This window comes from Sphingomonas sp. BL-S-30, from assembly GCF_055521475.1.
The window spans coordinates 3,138,753-3,155,395 of the sequence record NZ_CM145481.1; the positions used below are offsets into that span (position 1 = coordinate 3,138,753).

At 66.7% G+C, this 16,643-nt stretch carries 15 protein-coding genes; 10 read left to right on the forward strand and 5 right to left on the reverse strand.

The features are described from left to right. Positions 1–8: 8 nt before the first annotated feature. The 3 genes from thpR (at position 9) to ACZ1I5_RS14550 (ending at position 3,040) form a co-directional block, all read left to right on the forward strand. The gene (gene thpR, locus ACZ1I5_RS14540; protein ID WP_465169955.1) at positions 9–551 is read left to right on the forward strand and encodes an RNA 2',3'-cyclic phosphodiesterase; all 543 of its coding nucleotides are present in this window, start codon (positions 9–11) and stop codon (positions 549–551) included. Between the two features lie 9 nt (positions 552–560). Further along, on the forward strand, positions 561–1,397 hold the full coding sequence (locus tag ACZ1I5_RS14545) for a DUF4253 domain-containing protein (RefSeq protein ID WP_465169956.1): 837 nt from the start codon (positions 561–563) through the stop codon (positions 1,395–1,397). 83 nt (positions 1,398–1,480) lie between these two features. After that, positions 1,481–3,040, forward strand: coding sequence for an MFS transporter (locus tag ACZ1I5_RS14550; protein ID WP_465169957.1), 1,560 nt, complete (start codon positions 1,481–1,483; stop codon positions 3,038–3,040). Between the two features lie 139 nt (positions 3,041–3,179). Here ACZ1I5_RS14550 and ACZ1I5_RS14555 read toward each other — a convergent pair whose 3' ends face one another. Both ACZ1I5_RS14555 and ACZ1I5_RS14560 read right to left on the reverse strand, forming a co-directional pair. Continuing rightward, positions 3,180–3,716, reverse strand: a complete 537-nt coding sequence (locus tag ACZ1I5_RS14555) for a superoxide dismutase family protein (RefSeq protein ID WP_465169958.1) — start codon at positions 3,714–3,716, stop codon at positions 3,180–3,182. Between the two features lie 67 nt (positions 3,717–3,783). Continuing rightward, positions 3,784–6,363 (reverse strand): TonB-dependent receptor, encoded by a 2,580-nt coding sequence (locus ACZ1I5_RS14560; protein ID WP_465169959.1) that lies wholly within the window; start codon positions 6,361–6,363, stop codon positions 3,784–3,786. Positions 6,364–6,541: 178 nt separating this feature from the next. Between ACZ1I5_RS14560 and ACZ1I5_RS14565 the strand changes: the two genes are divergently transcribed. The 4 genes from ACZ1I5_RS14565 to ACZ1I5_RS14580 all read left to right on the forward strand — a co-directional run bounded on the left by ACZ1I5_RS14565 (position 6,542) and on the right by ACZ1I5_RS14580 (position 9,636). Next, positions 6,542–7,309 carry an energy transducer TonB gene (locus tag ACZ1I5_RS14565; RefSeq protein ID WP_465169960.1) on the forward strand — a complete coding sequence of 256 codons (768 nt, stop codon included), beginning with the start codon at positions 6,542–6,544 and terminating at the stop codon, positions 7,307–7,309. Positions 7,310–7,436: 127 nt separating this feature from the next. Beyond that, a complete protein-coding gene (locus ACZ1I5_RS14570; RefSeq protein WP_465173977.1) occupies positions 7,437–8,960 on the forward strand; it encodes a L,D-transpeptidase family protein in 1,524 nt (507 codons plus the stop codon). Further along, positions 8,957–9,268 carry a hypothetical protein gene (locus ACZ1I5_RS14575; RefSeq protein ID WP_465169961.1) on the forward strand — a complete coding sequence of 104 codons (312 nt, stop codon included), beginning with the start codon at positions 8,957–8,959 and terminating at the stop codon, positions 9,266–9,268. Before ACZ1I5_RS14570 ends, ACZ1I5_RS14575 begins: the two co-directional genes overlap by 4 nt. Before the next feature lie 170 nt (positions 9,269–9,438). Next, positions 9,439–9,636 carry a hypothetical protein gene (locus ACZ1I5_RS14580; RefSeq protein ID WP_465169962.1) on the forward strand — a complete coding sequence of 66 codons (198 nt, stop codon included), beginning with the start codon at positions 9,439–9,441 and terminating at the stop codon, positions 9,634–9,636. Positions 9,637–9,677: 41 nt separating this feature from the next. Here ACZ1I5_RS14580 and ACZ1I5_RS14585 read toward each other — a convergent pair whose 3' ends face one another. Beyond that, positions 9,678–10,064, reverse strand: a complete 387-nt coding sequence (locus ACZ1I5_RS14585; protein ID WP_465169963.1) for a type II toxin-antitoxin system VapC family toxin — start codon at positions 10,062–10,064, stop codon at positions 9,678–9,680. Next, a complete protein-coding gene (locus ACZ1I5_RS14590; RefSeq protein ID WP_465169964.1) occupies positions 10,061–10,309 on the reverse strand; it encodes a type II toxin-antitoxin system Phd/YefM family antitoxin in 249 nt (82 codons plus the stop codon). Before ACZ1I5_RS14590 ends, ACZ1I5_RS14585 begins: the two co-directional genes overlap by 4 nt. A 291-nt stretch (positions 10,310–10,600) precedes the next feature. Here ACZ1I5_RS14590 and acnA point away from each other — a divergent pair, with 291 nt between their 5' ends. Further along, on the forward strand, positions 10,601–13,285 hold the full coding sequence (gene acnA, locus ACZ1I5_RS14595; RefSeq protein WP_465169965.1) for an aconitate hydratase AcnA: 2,685 nt from the start codon (positions 10,601–10,603) through the stop codon (positions 13,283–13,285). Positions 13,286–13,296: 11 nt separating this feature from the next. Continuing rightward, the gene (locus ACZ1I5_RS14600) at positions 13,297–13,668 is read left to right on the forward strand and encodes a hypothetical protein (RefSeq protein WP_465169966.1); all 372 of its coding nucleotides are present in this window, start codon (positions 13,297–13,299) and stop codon (positions 13,666–13,668) included. 194 nt (positions 13,669–13,862) lie between these two features. On the opposite strand, the gene ACZ1I5_RS14605 is transcribed toward ACZ1I5_RS14600, so the two are convergent. Continuing rightward, positions 13,863–15,299, reverse strand: coding sequence for an amino acid permease (locus ACZ1I5_RS14605; protein WP_465169967.1), 1,437 nt, complete (start codon positions 15,297–15,299; stop codon positions 13,863–13,865). A 114-nt stretch (positions 15,300–15,413) separates the two neighbouring features. Between ACZ1I5_RS14605 and ACZ1I5_RS14610 the strand changes: the two genes are divergently transcribed. Beyond that, on the forward strand, positions 15,414–16,562 hold the full coding sequence (locus ACZ1I5_RS14610; RefSeq protein ID WP_465169968.1) for an isovaleryl-CoA dehydrogenase: 1,149 nt from the start codon (positions 15,414–15,416) through the stop codon (positions 16,560–16,562). Positions 16,563–16,643: the final 81 nt, after the last annotated feature.

Consider the following 16,643-nt stretch of genomic DNA (forward strand, 5'->3'; position numbering starts at 1 on the left):
TCAGCTTCATGCACCGCCTGTTTGTCGCCTTGCGCCCGCCTCCCGCGGTCCGCGCCGCCGTTTCCGCGACGATGGACGGCGTGCCCCAGGCACGCTGGCAGGACGATGATCAACTTCACCTGACCGTCCGCTACATTGGCGAGGTCGATGGGCGTATGGCGGAGGATGTCGTGCTCGCGCTGGGCCAGGTCCATGCGCCGCCGATCGAGGTCGCGCTGTCGGGCGTCGGCGCGTTCGACAAAAAGGGCCGGGTCGATGCGCTCTGGGCCGGCGTCGCGCCGCACGACGCGCTCGCCGCGCTCCATCGCAAGGTCGACCATGCGCTGGTCCGCCTGGGCCTGCCGCCGGAAGGCCGCGCCTATCTGCCGCACATCACTGTCGCGCGGATCAGCCGTGGCGCGGGCTTCGGCCCCGAAGTCGAGCGCTGGCTGGCGACGCATGCGGGCCTCGCCAGCCCAAGCTTCACGATCGGGCACATGACCCTGTTCGAAAGCCATCTCGGCGGCGAAGCCGCGCGATACGAGGTGGTGGAGCGCTGGCGGCTCGATTAGGACAAGAACATGATGATCCGCCGCACCCTGCTTCTTGCCGCCGCCGCGGCTGCAACCCTAATAGGGCTCGGTAGCGCGGCTCGGGCGCAACCTGCTGACCAGGAAGGGCCGACACCTCCCGTGCCGGATCCCGTCTTTCCCTTCCCGCTCGTCACCGTCCACGGCAACGCGGCGCTTGCCGAATGGGAACGGCAGAGGAAGAAGCCCGGCATCTGGCCGGTCGTCATCGGCAGCGACGAGGATCTCGCGAGGATCGCCGAGGGGATCGACGATCTGGATGAGCGTGACGTCGCGGCTATCCTCGGCGCGGCGGCTGCGCTTGGCCATCCGGAGGGCCTGCGCGCGCGCAAGAGGGCGGAAGACGAGGCAGCCCGAAAGTGGCTCGCCGACAACGGCCGGGTGGGCGACGTCGCGCCTGATCATCAACCGGAACTCGGTGCCTGGCCGGCCCGGGTAGACACCGGCCTAGCGCTTACCGTCACCGAGGATATTTTGAAGCGACGTCCGCTCGATCGAGTCCATATCGCCCTGATCCCCGCCACGGCTGGCTGGGAAGCGATCGCCCATCTCAAATGGGGCGGCTGGAACGACAATCCGTCAGCCGAATATCATGTCGCTGCGCTCAAGGCCTGGCATGCACGCTTCGGCGCCGAACTCATCGGGTTGAACGGCGACACCATGAACCTTCGCGTCGCACATCGCCCGGCGAACAGGGAGGAAGCGCTCGACCTCGCGCGCGAGCAATATCTCTATTGCGCCGATATCGTCGATCAGGGTGTGGGGACGCTTTCGGCGCTCGCCGCCACGCTGATGGGGAACGACTGGTGGTTCTTCTGGTGGGATTGAAGCGCTTGGGTCGGTGACGATGACGACCATTGCGGCCGGTCAATACGCCCCCTAGCATCGCCGAAAATAGCGAGGGGATCGAGATGGCTACCACACCGACAGGCGCGCCAGCGCGCACGCCAGCCTATGCCTGGTACGTCCTCGGCATCCTGTTTCTCGTCTACATCCTCAATTTCGTCGATCGGCAGATCATCTCGATCCTGGCCGAGGACATCAAGCGCGACCTGGGGCTGAAGGACGAGGATCTCGGCTTCCTCTACGGCACCGCGTTCGGCGTGTTCTATTCGCTGTTCGGCATTCCGCTCGGCCGCCTCGCCGACAACTGGAACCGGGTGCGGCTGATGACGGTCGGCCTGGCGCTCTGGTCGGCGATGACTGCCTTTTCGGGGTTCGCCCGCAACGGCGCGATGCTGACGGCGGCGCGGATCGGCGTCGGCGTCGGCGAGGCGACCGCCAGCCCCTCGGCCTATTCGCTGATCTCGGACTATTTCCCCAAACGCCTGCGCGCCACCGCGCTCGCCATCTATTCCTCCGGCCTGTACGTCGGGGGCGGGCTGTCGCTCGGCATCGGCGGGCTGATCGTGCAGCGCTGGAACAAGGCCTGGCCCGAGGGCGGGCCGCTCGGCCTGCACGGCTGGCAGGCGGCGTTCCTGATCGTCGGCATTCCCGGCCTGCTCGTCGCGCTGTGGATCGCGACCCTGCGCGAGCCGAAGCGCGGTGCGTCCGAAGGGCTGCCCGAGCCGGCGCCCCACCCCGCCCCGTTCCGCGAGTTCCTCGAAGAACTGCTCACCATATTGCCGCCGCTGACCCTGATCGGTGCGGCGCGGGGCCGCACCCGCGCCTTGCTGTTCAACCTGATCGGCCTGGCGATCATTATCGCCTGCGTGTTCGGCCTGATCTCGATCGGCGAGCCCTGGCCGCAATGGGTGGCGATCGGAATCGGCGTCTATGCCGTCTTCTCCTGGGCCTCGGCGCTCAAGCGGCGCGATCCGCCGACCTTCCGCCTGATCATCGGCAATCCCGCCTTTCTCTGCGTGGTCGTGGCCTATGGCCTCAACGCCTTCATCGCCTATGCCGTGAGCTTCTGGGCAGCACCTCATGCGCTGCGCGATCTCGCCGCCTCCCCCGCGACCGCCGGGCTGCTGATCGGTGGCGGCGGCGCGGCGGGCGGGTTCATCGGCGTGACGATCGGCGGCATCGTCGCCGACCGGCTGCGGCGGAGCTTCGCCAACGGGCGCGTGATGGTGATCATCTTCGGCGCGGTCGCCCCAGTGCCGGCCGTGTGGGTCGCCTTCACCACGCACGACCTGTGGCTCTATTATACGATGCTGCCGATCGCGCAGATCCTCGCGGCGTCAGCGCTCGGCGCCTCGGCGGCGACCATGCAGGATCTGGTGCTGCCCAGGATGCGCGGAACGGCGACGGGGACCTTCTTTATCGGCACCACGCTGCTCGGGCTGGCGATGGGGCCGTATCTGGCCGGCCGGGTCTCGACCCTGAGCGGCAGCCTGTCGGTCGGCGTGCTCTCCCTGTTGCTGACGGTGCCGATCACCCTGGCGGCAGCGATCGCGGCCTATCGGCTAGTGCCGAAGGCGGAGGCCAATCGCGAGAATTGGGCGCGGGAAGCGGGCGAGGCGATCTGAAGTCCCTCTCCCCTTGTGGGAGAGGGAGGGAGGAGCGAAGCGACGGAAGGGTGAGGGGGACACTCGCTCGTGTCGCGAACCTCACTCCCCCTCATCCGGCCCTTAAGGCCACCTTCTCCCACAGGGGGAGAAGGAAAAATTACCCCGCCGCGAACACGCCGCACGCGATCCGCGCGCCGCTATTGCCCGACGGGTCGGTCATCAGATCGTCCGGCGCGGCATGCACCACGATCGCCGAGCCGTCCGCATCGAGCAGCCCGGCCATGGTCGCGCCGGGAATGGTGATGCCGATCGTGCCGCGCCCGTCCGTACCGATGATCAGGTTGGGCAGGTCGCCCTCATGCGGTCCTGCCGGGTTCATCGAGCCATGCTTCATCGCGGTCGGGTTCCAGTGCCCGCCCGCGCTCGCGAAGTCGGGCGGCGTGCACGCGCCCGTCATATGGACATGCGCGCCGTGAGTGCCCGGCGGCAGGCCCTTCGCGTCGATGGTGAAGCGCAGGCCGCCCGCGACTTCATGCGCGGTGGCCCGGCCGGCATCGGCACCGGTGCCCGTGCGCAGGTTCGCGGTCGCCCCGGCGCCATTGGCGATCGGTGCCCCGACCTCCATGCCATGCTTGTCGCAAGCCGAAAGTCCGAGCGCCATGATTGCCGCAGTTCCGATCGTCACGATCCGCATCTGATGTCTCCCGTTGGCGTCCCGCCATTTCCAACCGCTACGGGCCGGCACGGTTCCGCGCAACCGCTCAGCGGCTGCGCACCGTCAGCGACAGGCCGTAGAAACGCGGCTCGCCACCGATAAAGGTCGGCAGGCCCAGGGAGTCGCCGGTATTGCCGGCATCCTTGATATATTTGCGGTTGAACAGGTTGGTCACGAAACCCTCGACCCGCCAGATGCCATTGGCCGATTCCACGCCGAGCCGCGCATCGACCAGCGCATAACCCTTCTGGAATTCGTCCTGCACCAGATCGGGGATCAGGTTGCCGGTCTGGAGCGAGGGCTTGTCGTTGTCGTCGTCGAAGAACACGCTCGACTGCCAGGTCACGCTCGGGGTGAAATCGATCTTCACCGGGCCGACCGGCTGTTTCAGCACGAAGCCGGCCGAGGCGGCATTGTCGGGCGACAGGCGGAAATGATTGCCGTCGCGGGCGCCCTCGGTGAAGCGGCCATGCGTATAGGCATAGGTGGCGAACACGGTCAGCGCCTCGGACGGTACATAACGGAGCTGGCCCTCGAACCCGTAGGTCCGCGCCTTGCCGGCATTGGTGAGGATGAACTGGGTGCCGATCTGCTCGGTCGTCTGGAAGTTGGTGTAATTGTACAGATAGACCGATCCGTCGGCGAACAGCCGGCGATCGAGCAAAGCGGTCTTCGCGCCGATCTCGTAGCTGTCGACCGTTTCGGACGGCAGGACCTTGAAATTCGGGGCACCGTACGGAACCCCCGGCGCCGATACGCTCAGCACTTCGGGGCGGCGGCCCCGGGCATAGGTCGCGTAGATGCTCGCGTCGGCGCTCGCCTCGTAGCGCGCGGTGGCGCGCCAGGTCAGGCCTTCGTCCTTGAGGCCCCGGTCGGTCCGGGTGCCATTGGCCGCGGTCGGCTGGAGGCCGATGCCGAAAAAGGGCACGACGCTGGCCGGCAGCGTGTTCAGGACCGCGCCCGGCAGCGCCAGCGCCTGGAGCAGCGGCGTGCGCTGCGCCGCGGGCAGGCCCAGCGCGCCGATGAAGCCGCCCAGGATCGAGCGGCCGTTCAGCACCGCCGCGGTGATGCCGGTCGACTTGTCGTCATGGCTGTAGCGGATGCCGCCGCCGATATCGAAGCGGTCAGTGACGTGGATGGTCGCATCGGCGAAGAGGTCGATGCTGTTGGTACGGCCGAAGTTGGTCGAGCTTTCGAGGTGGTTCGCCTTGAGATTGTTGGCGATGCCCGTCGCGGTCGCCGCGTCGAGCACGAAGCCGCTCGCGCCGGCGATGCCGCGCAGCAGTTGCGACGTGAAAGCCGGATTGCCGAGCACGCTCATCGGCGCCGGGTCGGTCGCCGGCCGGCCGGGGATCAGCCCGCCGCCGTTGAGCGCGTTCGCCACCCGCGCCAGCGCGACGCGTTCGTCGAACGAGGCCGGCGTGCGCTGCAGGCCGTCTTCATGGAAATAGGTGCCGCCGACGAAAGCGGTCAGCCGCTCGCTGTCGTAGCTCAGGCGCAGCGTGCCCATGGTCTGGTTGCCCCGGGCGTCCTCCGCCGCGGTCAGCGCGGGCAGCGAGATGCCGTCCGCATCGAATATCTCCAGCGCGTCGAAGCGGCGATAGGACCCCATCGCGTTGATCGACCAGTGATCGTCGATCGCGTAATTCGCGATGCCGGTCGCGCCCCAGACGGTGCGGTTGAGACCCAGCGGCGCGCTGTTCTCGAAGCCCGGCTGCGGCGCCAGCGCCGCGCCCGAATTGCGCCCGCGATCGCCGATCACCGCGCCCGTCACCGGATCGGTCGGATTATAGGCGATCGATTTGAACGGCGTGCCGTTCGCATGGTCTTCCTGATAATTGGCGATCAGGTCGACGGTCAGCTTGCCCGGCGCCCAGCGCAGCGAGCCACGGATCGCCTGGGTGTCGACCGAGTTGAAATCCCGGTCATTGCCCTTGACCAGCAGATTGTCGACGAAACCGTCGCGCTTCTTCGACCGGCCGGCAATGCGGATCGCCAGCGTATCGGTGATCGGCGCGTTGGCGGTGAGATCGACCTGATAGGCGTTGAAATTGCCGTAGCTGGCGCGGAAATAGCCGTATTGCTCGTTCGGATCGGCCTTGGCCTGGACGATGTTGACCGCGCCGATCAGCGCGCCGCGACCATAAAGCGTCGACTGCGGGCCCTTGGCCACTTCGACGCGCTCCAGATCGAACAGCTCGACATAGGATCCGCGCGACTTCGAGATCGAGACGCCGTCCTGGAAGACCGAGACGCGCGGCTCGTTGAACGCGCTGCCGCTGTCCGAGGTGATGCCGCGAATGACGAAGCCGGGATTGTTGGGCGACTGATTCTGCACGACGAAGCCGGGGACGTAGCGCGACAGCTTCTCGAAATCGGTGATGCCCAGCTCGTCGAGGAAGCGGCCCGAATAGGCGGTCAGCGCGATCGGCACCTCGCGCGCATTCTGGCTGCGCAGCTGCGCCGTCACGACGATGTCGCCCCCGTCATCCGTCGCGCCTGGCTCGGGCGCGGCCTGATCGATCGCGGGCGCGGACTGTGTCTGGGCCGATTGGGCATGGGCGGATTGAGCGATCACCAGCGCGGGCAGGCAGGTGAGCGCGAGAATCGTCGAACGGATCGTCATGATAGGCCCCTTTATTGTTGCAGGGGCGCCTAGGTGCCGACCGCGTCGCCTGTGTTGCAGTGCCGTGACCGTTATGTTGCAGCGCAAAAAGAAACGACGCGGATCGAACAGAGGACTGGCAAGCACGGGTTCATCCCTTTTGCGTTCAGGATCGTTGTTTCCCCGTGGAAGCCCGCAAATGATCATGAGCTACCGGCAATCCAGCCCCAATGACCGGATCAGGGCCGCGCTTGCCGCCGCCGCCCTGATGGGGCTGCTGGTCTACGCCCTGATCGCCGGGCTCGCGGTACGCATGCCCGGATCGGCCGAGAGCCCGCTCACCTTGTTCGGCGTGCTGCCGCCGCCCGTCCCGCCACCGCCCGAGAAGATCACGCCCCACCCGATCCGGAGCACAAAACCCGAAGGCGCCGCGTCGCCCGCCAATCTGCGCTCGAAAGCGACCGAGATCGTCGCGCCGGTTCCCATCGTGCAGGTCACCGTGCCGCCGCCGGTGGTCGCGGCGCTGAAACCCGGCATCGGCACCCAGGCCTCGAGCGGCGCGTCCGACGTGCCCGGTCCCGGCACGGGCGCGGGCGGCGAAGGAAACGGCACCGGCAGCGGCCGCGCGGGTGACGGCGACGGCGATGGCGGCGGGACACCCCCGCGCTGGATCCGCGGCCGTCTCAAGGATTCGGACTATCCACCCGCCGCGAAGGAAGCGCTGATTTCCGGCACCGTCGCGGTGCGCTATGTCGTCGCGGTGAGCGGCCGGGTGACCGAATGCAGCGTCACCGGATCGAGCGGCAACGCCGAACTCGACGCGACGACCTGCCGCCTCATCAAGGAACGCTTCCGCTTCAAGCCGTCGAAGGACGAGGACGGCACGCCGGTCGAATCGGTCATCGTCGAGAATCATAGCTGGCTGATCGACGACCGCCCGGAACCAACTGCGACTCCCAAGCCTTGAAACTCCAATGCCCGCAAACATTGTTGGCCACGGGTGGCGGCCTGCACTGGAAATCCCTATTCCATTCATATTAGGGCGATCAGCGGCGTGCCACATGGCCCCGACGCCACGAAACGACAGGAAGATGATGGCACGCGACTTCGACAAGGGTGACAGGCAAGGACGCGTGTTTGCGCGGTGGTTCACCAGCCTGGCGGTCGCGCCCGCGCTGCTGGCCGCGCCGGCCCAGGCCGGGCAGACCGTCGCTCCCCCGCCCATCGTCCGGACCGTCCCCCCGCCGCAGCAACTGCTGCCGCCCGCCGCACCGATGCCGCTGCCGGTCCCCAGCCCGGCCCAGGCGGACCAACTCCGCGCGATGCTCGATGCCAATGCGATGGCGCAGGGTCTTCGCGCCGTCCCCGCTGCCGCGCCGGGCAGGCTCGATGGCGATGCCCTTGTCCACGCCGTGCTCGATCATGCGCGCGCCGTGCATGCCGGCCGGCTCGACACCGCCGATTTCAACAGCGACTGGGGCCTGCGCCCGCCGCCTTACGATCCCCTGCCAGGCTTTGTGGACGCGCTCCGGCGCGACCGGGTCGCGTCATGGATCGCCAACCTCCCGCCGCCTTATGCCGGCTATGACGGGCTGCTGAAGGGCCTCGCCACCTATCGCGCGATCGAGGCGGCGGGCGGCTGGCAGCCCGTACCTGCGGGCCCCGATCTCGCCCTCGGCGCCAAGGGGCCGCGCGTGCTCGCGCTGCGCCAGCGGCTCGCGGTGGAGGATTCGCAGGTCGTGGCCACCGGCGACGTTTTCGACGCCGAGCTAGCCGCCGGAGTGCAGCGCGCGCAGCGCCGCTACGGCCTGAACCCGGCGGGCGTCGTCTCCACTCAGACCCTGGCCGCGCTCAACGTGCCCGCGATCGACCGCGTCCACCAGATCATGGCCAATCTGGAGCGCTGGCGCTGGCTGCCGCAGGAGCTTCCGCGCGACCGCATCCAGGTCAACATCGCCGCCGCGGTGCTGACCGTGTTCGACGGCGACACGCCCGTCATGTCGATGCGCGCCGTCACCGGCCGGCCCGGCGACGAGACGCCGATGCTGTCCTCGACCATCAACAGCATCGTGATCAACCCGCCCTGGAACGTGCCGACCTCGATCGCGACGAAGGAGTTGTGGCCGAAGGAGAAGAAGAGCCCGGGCTATTTCAAGCGCAACGGCTTCAAGGTGATCGACGGGACGCGCCTGCAACAGGCGGCGGGCGACCAGAGCGCGCTCGGCCGGTTCAAGTTCGACTTCAACAACGCCTATTCGGTCTATCTCCACGACACGCCGTCGCGCGCCAAATTCGCCAGCTTCAGCCGCCTCGCCAGCCATGGCTGCGTGCGGCTGGAAAAGCCCGCCGAGCTCGCCGAACTGCTGTTGAAGGGCGACCCGGCCTGGCCGCCCGAGGCGATCGCGGCACAGGTGGCGAAGGGCAAGACGCTGCGCGTGACCTTGACCCGGCCGGTCGAGGTCTATTTGCTGTACTGGACGGCGTTCGCCAGCGCGAGCGGCCAGATGAATTTCCGCGCCGACCCTTATGGCTGGGACAAGAGCCTGGCCGCAAAGATCGAGGCGCGGTCGTCCGGCCGGCTGGTTCTGCCTGAACTCGAGGAGATGACACGATCATGAGCATGAACCGGGGCAAGATCGCAGGTTTGGCGGCTGGATTGATAGCGCTCGCGGCGCTGGCCGGCTGCGACTCGTCGACGCCGGAATCCGCCGCGCCGGCAGAGAATATCGCCGACAACGCCGAAACCGTGAACGTCGTGGTGCCCGAGGAGGTGCCCGTGCCGGAGACGCTCAACGCCGCCACGGTGGAGGCACCGCGCGAGACCCCACCGGATCCGGATGCCCAGACGCAGGAAGATGCCGACGCGACCGGCATGACCGCCCGCGTCCGCCGCGACGAGGCGTCGGCGAACGAGACGATTCAGTAAGCACCGGAGGCCCCGGACGCCGTTATCCCCGTTCGTATTGAGCTTGTCGGAGCACTGCCCTTTTCTTCCGGCAAAGGCAGAACAGCCCTTCGACAAGCTCAGGGCGAACGGGTGAGGTGCCTGTTTTCACCCCATCGACAGTGTCCCCGGCCTGCGTCTATCGCCCGGCGATGAGCATCATCGCGACCATCATGAACGCCGCCACCGGCGCCCCCATCCAGAAAATGACCTTCGGCCGCATGCCGCGCCCCGGTGCCGGTTTCGTCCTCGCCTCGGGCGAGCGCGTGACCGCGCAGCGCGTCGATATCGGCAAGCCCGCGCCGGGCAAGTTCATCGCGCCCGTCGATATCTGGGTGACGCTGCCGTAACGAGAAAAAGGGGTCAGAGTGATTTTTGACAAGGGCGAGGCTCACACCCCAACAACGACCCCGCCATATTCCTTCACCAACGCATCACCCGTCAGCAATGTCACACCCTCGGCCGTCGCCTGCGCGACCAGCACGCGATCGAACGGATCGCGGTGAATCGGCGGTAGCGCGTCGACCGCCAGCACGTGCTCGGCGGTGATCGCCAGCTCCTCATAACCATTGTCGATCAGCCCGCGGCGCAGCAGCCGGGGATCGACCTGGAAATCCTCACGCCCGAGCCCACGTTTGATCGTGATCTCCCACAGGCTGGCGACGCTGAAGAGCGGCACATTCTGCGAGTCCTCGATCAACCCGCGTGCTTCGGCGGAGAGCCGCGCGGGGTCGCCCGCCGCCCAGAGCAGCAGATGGGTGTCGAGGAGCAGCCTCACCTGGCGCCACCCTCGAACAGCGACTCGATCTCGTCCCGGCCCATCGTGTCGAAATCGTCCGGTACCTCGATCATGCCCGTTAGAAACCCGGTCCGGCGCTTCTCCGCCGGCTCGACGACATCGAGCGCGGTCACTTTCACCAGCGGCTTGCCCGCCTTGGCGATCACGAACGGCTCGCCGCGCAACGCGCGTTCGATCAGGCGCGACAGGTGCGTCTTGGCTTCGTGGATATTGACGGTGAGCATAAAGCCTCCAGACTAAACCAAGTGAACTTAGTTCAGCCGACGGTCAGGGGCAACAAAATGTCAGCGACCTTACTGACATTCCCGACACGCACCGCGTCGATTCAACCCTGACGGCGTCGCCGCCATCCGGGCGCAATGGCTGATCCGATCGTCATCGCCACCCTTCCCCAACCGAACCCCTCTTGCTAAGGCCCGCGCGACTCTTCGCATTCGCACATCCCGGAGCGCGCCCGCGCGGAACCTTCCGCCTCCCCGCCGCGCCCGGCCAGACAGGGAAGGAACCCGCCCCAGATGACCGCTATTGGCCAGGATACGCTCGGCGCCCGCAAGACGCTCAAGGTCGGCTCGAAGTCGTATGACTATTATTCGCTGGCCGACGCGGCCGAGAAATATGGCGACATCAGCCGCCTGCCTTTCTCGATGAAGGTGTTGCTCGAGAACATGCTCCGTTTCGAGGATGGCAAGACCGTCACGACCGACGATGTGAAGGCGATCATCGACTGGCAGCAGGAGCGCCGCTCGGACCGCGAGATCCAGTATCGCCCCGCACGCGTGCTGATGCAGGATTTCACCGGCGTTCCCTGTGTGGTCGATCTTGCCGCGATGCGCGACGCCATCACCAAGCTCGGCGGCGACGCGGCGAAGATCAACCCGCTGGTCCCCGTCCATCTCGTCATCGATCACTCGGTGATGGTCGACGAGTTCGGCACGCCCAAGGCGTTCGAGGACAATGTCGATCTCGAATACAGCCGCAACTTCGAACGCTATGAATTCCTGAAATGGGGCTCCAAGGCGCTCGACAATTTCCAGGTCGTCCCCCCGGGTACCGGCATCTGCCATCAGGTGAACCTCGAATATATCGGCCAGGGCGTATGGTCCTCGGCGAGCTGGGGCGAGCATGGCGACGGCACGACGGTCGCCTACCCCGATACGCTGGTCGGCACGGACAGCCACACCACCATGGTCAACGGCATGGGCGTGCTCGGCTGGGGCGTCGGCGGGATCGAGGCCGAGGCCGCTATGCTCGGCCAGCCCGTCTCGATGCTGATCCCCGAGGTCGTCGGCTTCAAGCTGACCGGCGCGATGAACGAGGGCATCACCGCCACCGATCTCGTGCTCACCGTGACCCAGATGCTCCGCGCCAAGGGTGTGGTCGGCCGCTTCGTTGAGTTCTACGGCCCTGGCCTCGATTCGATGACGCTCGCCGACCGCGCGACCATCGCCAACATGGCGCCGGAATATGGCGCGACCTGCGGCTTCTTCCCGATCGACGCCAAGACGATCGAGTATCTCAAGCTCACCGCCCGCCCCGACGAAACCGTCGAGCTGGTCGAGGCCTATTGCAAGGCGCAAGGCCTGTGGCACGATGCCGACAGCGTCGATCCGGTCTTCACCGATACGCTCGAGCTCGACATGAGCAGCGTCCAGGCCAGCCTGGCCGGGCCGAAGCGCCCGCAGGACCGCGTCTCGCTCAACAAGGTCGACGAAGTGTTCAACGGCGACCTGTTCAAGGTCTATCACAAGGAACAGCCGGTCCGCGCCGCTGTCGAGGGCCGTCCGGACGATATCGGCGACGGCGACGTTGTCATCGCCGCGATCACCAGTTGCACCAACACGTCCAACCCTTCGGTGCTGGTCGCCGCCGGCCTCGTCGCCCGCAAGGCGCGCGCGCTCGGCCTGACCTCCAAGCCCTGGGTCAAGACGTCGCTGGCCCCCGGCTCGCAGGTCGTCACCGACTATCTCAACAAGGCCGGCCTGACCGAGGACCTGAACGCGCTCGGCTTCAACCTGGTCGGCTATGGCTGCACCACCTGCATCGGCAATTCGGGTCCGCTCGCGAGCGAGCTGTCGACCGCGATCAACGAGAACGACATCGTCGCCGCCTCGGTGCTGTCGGGCAACCGCAACTTCGAGGGCCGCGTCTCGCCTGACGTGCGCGCCAATTTCCTCGCCTCGCCGCCTTTGGTCGTCGCCTATGCGATCAAGGGCACGGTGACCGAGGACATGGTCGAGACGCCGCTCGGCAAGGGCTCGGACGGCAATGACGTGTTCCTCAAGGACGTGTGGCCCTCGAACGCCGAGATCGCCGAAGTGATGGCGGCGAACATCGACGACACCATGTTCCGCTCGCGCTACGGCAATGTCTATGCCGGCGACGAGAAATGGCGCGGCATCGAGGTCGAGGGATCCGACACCTATACCTGGCGCGCCGGTTCCACCTATGTCGCCAACCCGCCCTATTTCGAGGGCATGACCATGACCCCGGCGCCGGTGACCGACATCATCGAGGCGCGCCCGCTCGCGATCCTCGGCGATTCGATCACCACCGACCACATCAGCCCCGCGGGCTCGATCAAGGCCGACAGCCCGGCCGGCACCTATCTGCAGGAACATCAGGTCAGCCGCGCCGACTTCAACAGCTATGGCGCGCGCCGCGGCAACCATGACGTGATGATGCGCGGCACGTTCGCCAATATCCGCATCAAGAACGAGATGGTCCCCGGCGTCGAAGGCGGCATGTCGAAGTACGAAGGCGAGATCATGCCGATCTACGACGCCGCGATGCGCTTCAAGGCGGACGGCGTGCCGCTCGTCGTGATCGCCGGCAAGGAATACGGCACCGGCTCATCGCGCGACTGGGCGGCCAAGGGCACCAACCTGCTCGGCGTCCGCGCCGTCATCACCGAGAGCTTCGAGCGCATCCACCGCTCGAATCTGGTCGGCATGGGCGTGCTCCCGCTGCAGTTCGCGGAAGGGATCACGCGCCAGACGCTGAACCTGGACGGGTCGGAGAGCTTCACCATCCAGCACGTCGCGGACATCCGCCCGCGCCAGGATGTCGAGGTGATCCTCACCCGCGCCGACGGCACGACCGAAACCTTCATGACGCGGTGCCGGATCGACACGATCAACGAGCTGGAATATTTCCTCAACGGCGGCATTCTGCAGTATGTGCTGCGCAAGCTGGCCGCCTGAGGAAGTGACACATGCGTAAGGCGATTTTCTGGTCGCTCGCCCTCTCGATCGCCGCCGCGCCCGTCGCGGCGGCGGCGGAGGACTGGAAGGAATTCGTGACGGCGGACGGCTATTCCAGCGCCGTCGCGACCGGGTCGATCAGGACCGCGGGTGCACAGCGCGCCTTCCGCCTGCGCCTGGGCAAGGTCGGCGACACGCATATGGCGGTCGCCGACGCCATCCTCGATTGCCCGAGCAAGATGCTGATGCTCGGCCGGGTCGCGCTCTACAATAACGGGGTCCAGACGGGTACGCGGGAAGCCGACCCGGCCAAGCCGTTCATCGAACCGATGAGCGACCAGCCCTCGGGTGACGAGATCGCGGCGTTGGTCTGCACGGGTTGAGTCAAACGGCGAGTATCCGGCCGTGGAAGAGCGGCATTCGCATGGCCGCTCTTTCCCATCGCAATCCCCAACCACACCGTCACCCCGGACGTGTTCCGGGGTCCATACCTCCTCTTGGCGATGGCTCGCGTATCAGTAGCGAAAGCGCTCGCGGATGAATGGATGCCGGAACAAGTCCGGCATGACGATGGTCGTTAACGCAGCCCCTCCACCGCCCGAGCCCGCGCATAGAGGAAATACACCAGCAGCCCGACCCCGTTCCACACCAGGAACGACATCTGGGTCACATGCTGCAGGCTCATGAACAGATAGCAGCATCCGAGGATCGCGCCCGGCGCCACCACCCAGGCAAGCGGCGTCCGGAACGGCCGCCGCGCATCGGGGCTGCGCCGCCGCAACACCAGCACGCACGCCGCCACCGCGACAAAGGCCACCAGCGTCCCGGCATTGGCGAGCGACGCGATCACGTCGAGCGGCAGCAGCCCCGCCAGGATCGCCACGAACACCGCCGTCACCGCCGTGATCCGCGCCGGCGTCCCACGCTTCGAAATCGCGGCCAGCGAGGGCGGCAGGAAGCCGTCGCGCGCCATCACCAGGAAGATGCGGCTCTGCCCGTACAGGAACGCCAGCAGCACCGTCGGCAGGGCGATCGCCGCCGCAGCCGCGACCACCGTCGCCACGCCCCCGCTGCCCAGCTCGCGCAGGATCAGCGCCAGCGGCTCGGCGCTTTTCGAGAAGACGGTATAGTGCACCGCCCCGACTGCTGCGGCCGCGACGACGATGTAGATCAGCGTGCAGGCCAGCATCGACCCGACGATGCCGATCGCCAGATCGCGCTCGGGGTCCTTCGCTTCCTCCGCCGCGGTCGAGATCGCGTCGAAGCCGTAAAAGGCAAAGAAGATGATCGCCGCCGCGCCCATCACGCCATATTTCACGCCGTGATCGTCCGCCACGCTGCCGAAGCCGCTCGGCGCGAACGGGTGGAGATTGGCCGGATCGAAATGCGGCAGCGCCACCGCGACGAACAGGGTCAGCGTCGCGATCTTCAGGATCACCAGCGCGCTGTTGATCCGCGCGCTCTCCCGCGTGCCGAGCATCAACAGGCCGGCCACGACGGCAATGATCAGGATCGCCGGCACGTTGATGCCCGTATTGGTGAGATGCATGCCGCCTTCCGTCATCAGAGTCGGCCCGTGCGTCATCCAGTCGGGCAGGATGATGCCCAGCCCCTTCAGGAACCCGACCGCATAACCTGACCAGCCGACGGCGACGGTCGATACGACCAGCGAATATTCCAGGATCAGGCTCCACCCCACGAACCAGGCGATGATCTCGCCCAGCACCGCATAGCTGTAAGTGTACGCGCTGCCCGAGGCCGGGATCATCGTCGCCATCTCGGCATAGCAGAGCGCGGCGCAGGCGCAGATCGCGCCGGCAACGGCGAAGCTGAGCAATACCGCGGGACCGGCGCGATCCGCGCCGACGCCGATCAGGGTGAGGATGCCGGTGCCGACGATCGCGCCGACGCCCATCGCGACCAGATGCGGCCAGGAAAGTGTCCGCGCCATGCGATGCTGTTCCGGCTGGTCCTCCGCCGCGACGATCGTCTTCAATCTGAACAGGCTGCGCATCTCGTTCCCCGAATTTTTCGCAAGCCTAGGCGTGTTCGCCGCACCGGTGCAATGCTGGCGCGGGCGATTGCGGGACGCTACAGCGCCAGCCAACAGGTTTCAGGAGAGACGAGTATGGACATGACGCTGGACTTCGCCCTTGGCGAGAATGCGGACATGATCCGCGACGTGACGCAGCGCTTCGCCAGCGAGAAGATCGCGCCGCTGGCCGCGAAGATCGACGCCGAGGACTGGTTCCCGAAAGAGCTGTGGCCCGCCATGGGCGAGCTCGGCCTGCACGGCATCACCGTCGAGGAGGAATATGGCGGTCTCGGGCTCGGTTATCTCGAGCATGTCATCGCCTGCGAGGAAGTCAGCCGTGCCTCGGCCTCGATCGGCCTTTCCTACGGCGCCCATTCCAACCTCTGCGTCAACCAGATCCGCCGCTGGGGCAATCCCGAGCAGAAGGCGAAATACCTGCCCAAGCTGGTTTCGGGCGAGCATGTCGGCAGCCTCGCCATGTCCGAGGCGGGGGCCGGCTCCGACGTCGTCTCGATGAAGCTGCGCGCCGACGAGGTGCAGGGCGGCTATGTGCTCAACGGCACGAAGTTCTGGATCACCAATGCGGCCTATGCCGACACGCTGGTCGTCTATGCCAAGACCGGTGACGGCAGCCGCGGCATCACCACGTTCCTGATCGAAAAGGACATGCCCGGTTTCTCGATCGGCCAGAAGATCGACAAGATGGGCATGCGCGGCTCCCCCACTGCCGAGCTCGTCTTCAACGATTGCGAAGTGCCCGAAGAGAATATCATGGGCCCGCTCAATGGCGGCGTCGGCGTGCTGATGTCGGGCCTCGATTATGAGCGCACCGTGCTCGCCGGCATCCAGCTCGGCATCATGCAGGCCTGTCTCGATGTGGTCATTCCCTACATCCGCGAGCGCAAGCAGTTCGGCAAGCCGATCGGCGCGTTCCAGCTGATGCAGGCCAAGGTCGCCGACATGTATGTCGCGCTCAACTCGGCCCGCGCCTATGTCTATGCAGTGGCCCGGGCGTGCGACAGCGGCAGGACCACCCGCTTCGACGCGGCCGGCGCGATCCTGCTGGCGAGCGAGAACGCCTTCCGCGTCGCTGGCGAGGCCGTTCAGGCGCTGGGCGGCGCCGGCTATACCAAGGACTGGCCGGTCGAACGCTTCCTGCGCGATGCGAAGCTGCTCGATATCGGTGCCGGGACGAACGAGATCCGGCGCATGCTGATCGGGCGGGAATTGATCGGGGCTTGACCACTTCCTCCGTCATGCCGGACTTGTTCCGGCATCCATCGTGCAACAAGCACTGCCGTCGCGAGAGGAGAGATGGACCCC

Excerpts from the sequence above, each read along its gene's own strand:
- thpR (WP_465169955.1), top strand. The coding sequence starts at position 9 with ATGCACCGCCTGTTTGTCGCCTTGCGCCCGCCTCCCGCGGTCCGCGCC.
- ACZ1I5_RS14545 (WP_465169956.1), top strand. The coding sequence starts at position 561 with ATGATGATCCGCCGCACCCTGCTTCTTGCCGCCGCCGCGGCTGCAACC.
- ACZ1I5_RS14550 (WP_465169957.1), top strand. The coding sequence starts at position 1,481 with ATGGCTACCACACCGACAGGCGCGCCAGCGCGCACGCCAGCCTATGCC.
- ACZ1I5_RS14555 (WP_465169958.1), bottom strand. The coding sequence starts at position 3,716 with ATGCGGATCGTGACGATCGGAACTGCGGCAATCATGGCGCTCGGACTT.
- ACZ1I5_RS14560 (WP_465169959.1), bottom strand. The coding sequence starts at position 6,363 with ATGACGATCCGTTCGACGATTCTCGCGCTCACCTGCCTGCCCGCGCTG.
- ACZ1I5_RS14565 (WP_465169960.1), top strand. The coding sequence starts at position 6,542 with ATGATCATGAGCTACCGGCAATCCAGCCCCAATGACCGGATCAGGGCC.
- ACZ1I5_RS14570 (WP_465173977.1), top strand. The coding sequence starts at position 7,437 with ATGGCACGCGACTTCGACAAGGGTGACAGGCAAGGACGCGTGTTTGCG.
- ACZ1I5_RS14575 (WP_465169961.1), top strand. The coding sequence starts at position 8,957 with ATGAGCATGAACCGGGGCAAGATCGCAGGTTTGGCGGCTGGATTGATA.
- ACZ1I5_RS14580 (WP_465169962.1), top strand. The coding sequence starts at position 9,439 with ATGAGCATCATCGCGACCATCATGAACGCCGCCACCGGCGCCCCCATC.
- ACZ1I5_RS14590 (WP_465169964.1), bottom strand. The coding sequence starts at position 10,309 with ATGCTCACCGTCAATATCCACGAAGCCAAGACGCACCTGTCGCGCCTG.
- acnA (WP_465169965.1), top strand. The coding sequence starts at position 10,601 with ATGACCGCTATTGGCCAGGATACGCTCGGCGCCCGCAAGACGCTCAAG.
- ACZ1I5_RS14600 (WP_465169966.1), top strand. The coding sequence starts at position 13,297 with ATGCGTAAGGCGATTTTCTGGTCGCTCGCCCTCTCGATCGCCGCCGCG.
- ACZ1I5_RS14605 (WP_465169967.1), bottom strand. The coding sequence starts at position 15,299 with ATGCGCAGCCTGTTCAGATTGAAGACGATCGTCGCGGCGGAGGACCAG.
- ACZ1I5_RS14610 (WP_465169968.1), top strand. The coding sequence starts at position 15,414 with ATGGACATGACGCTGGACTTCGCCCTTGGCGAGAATGCGGACATGATC.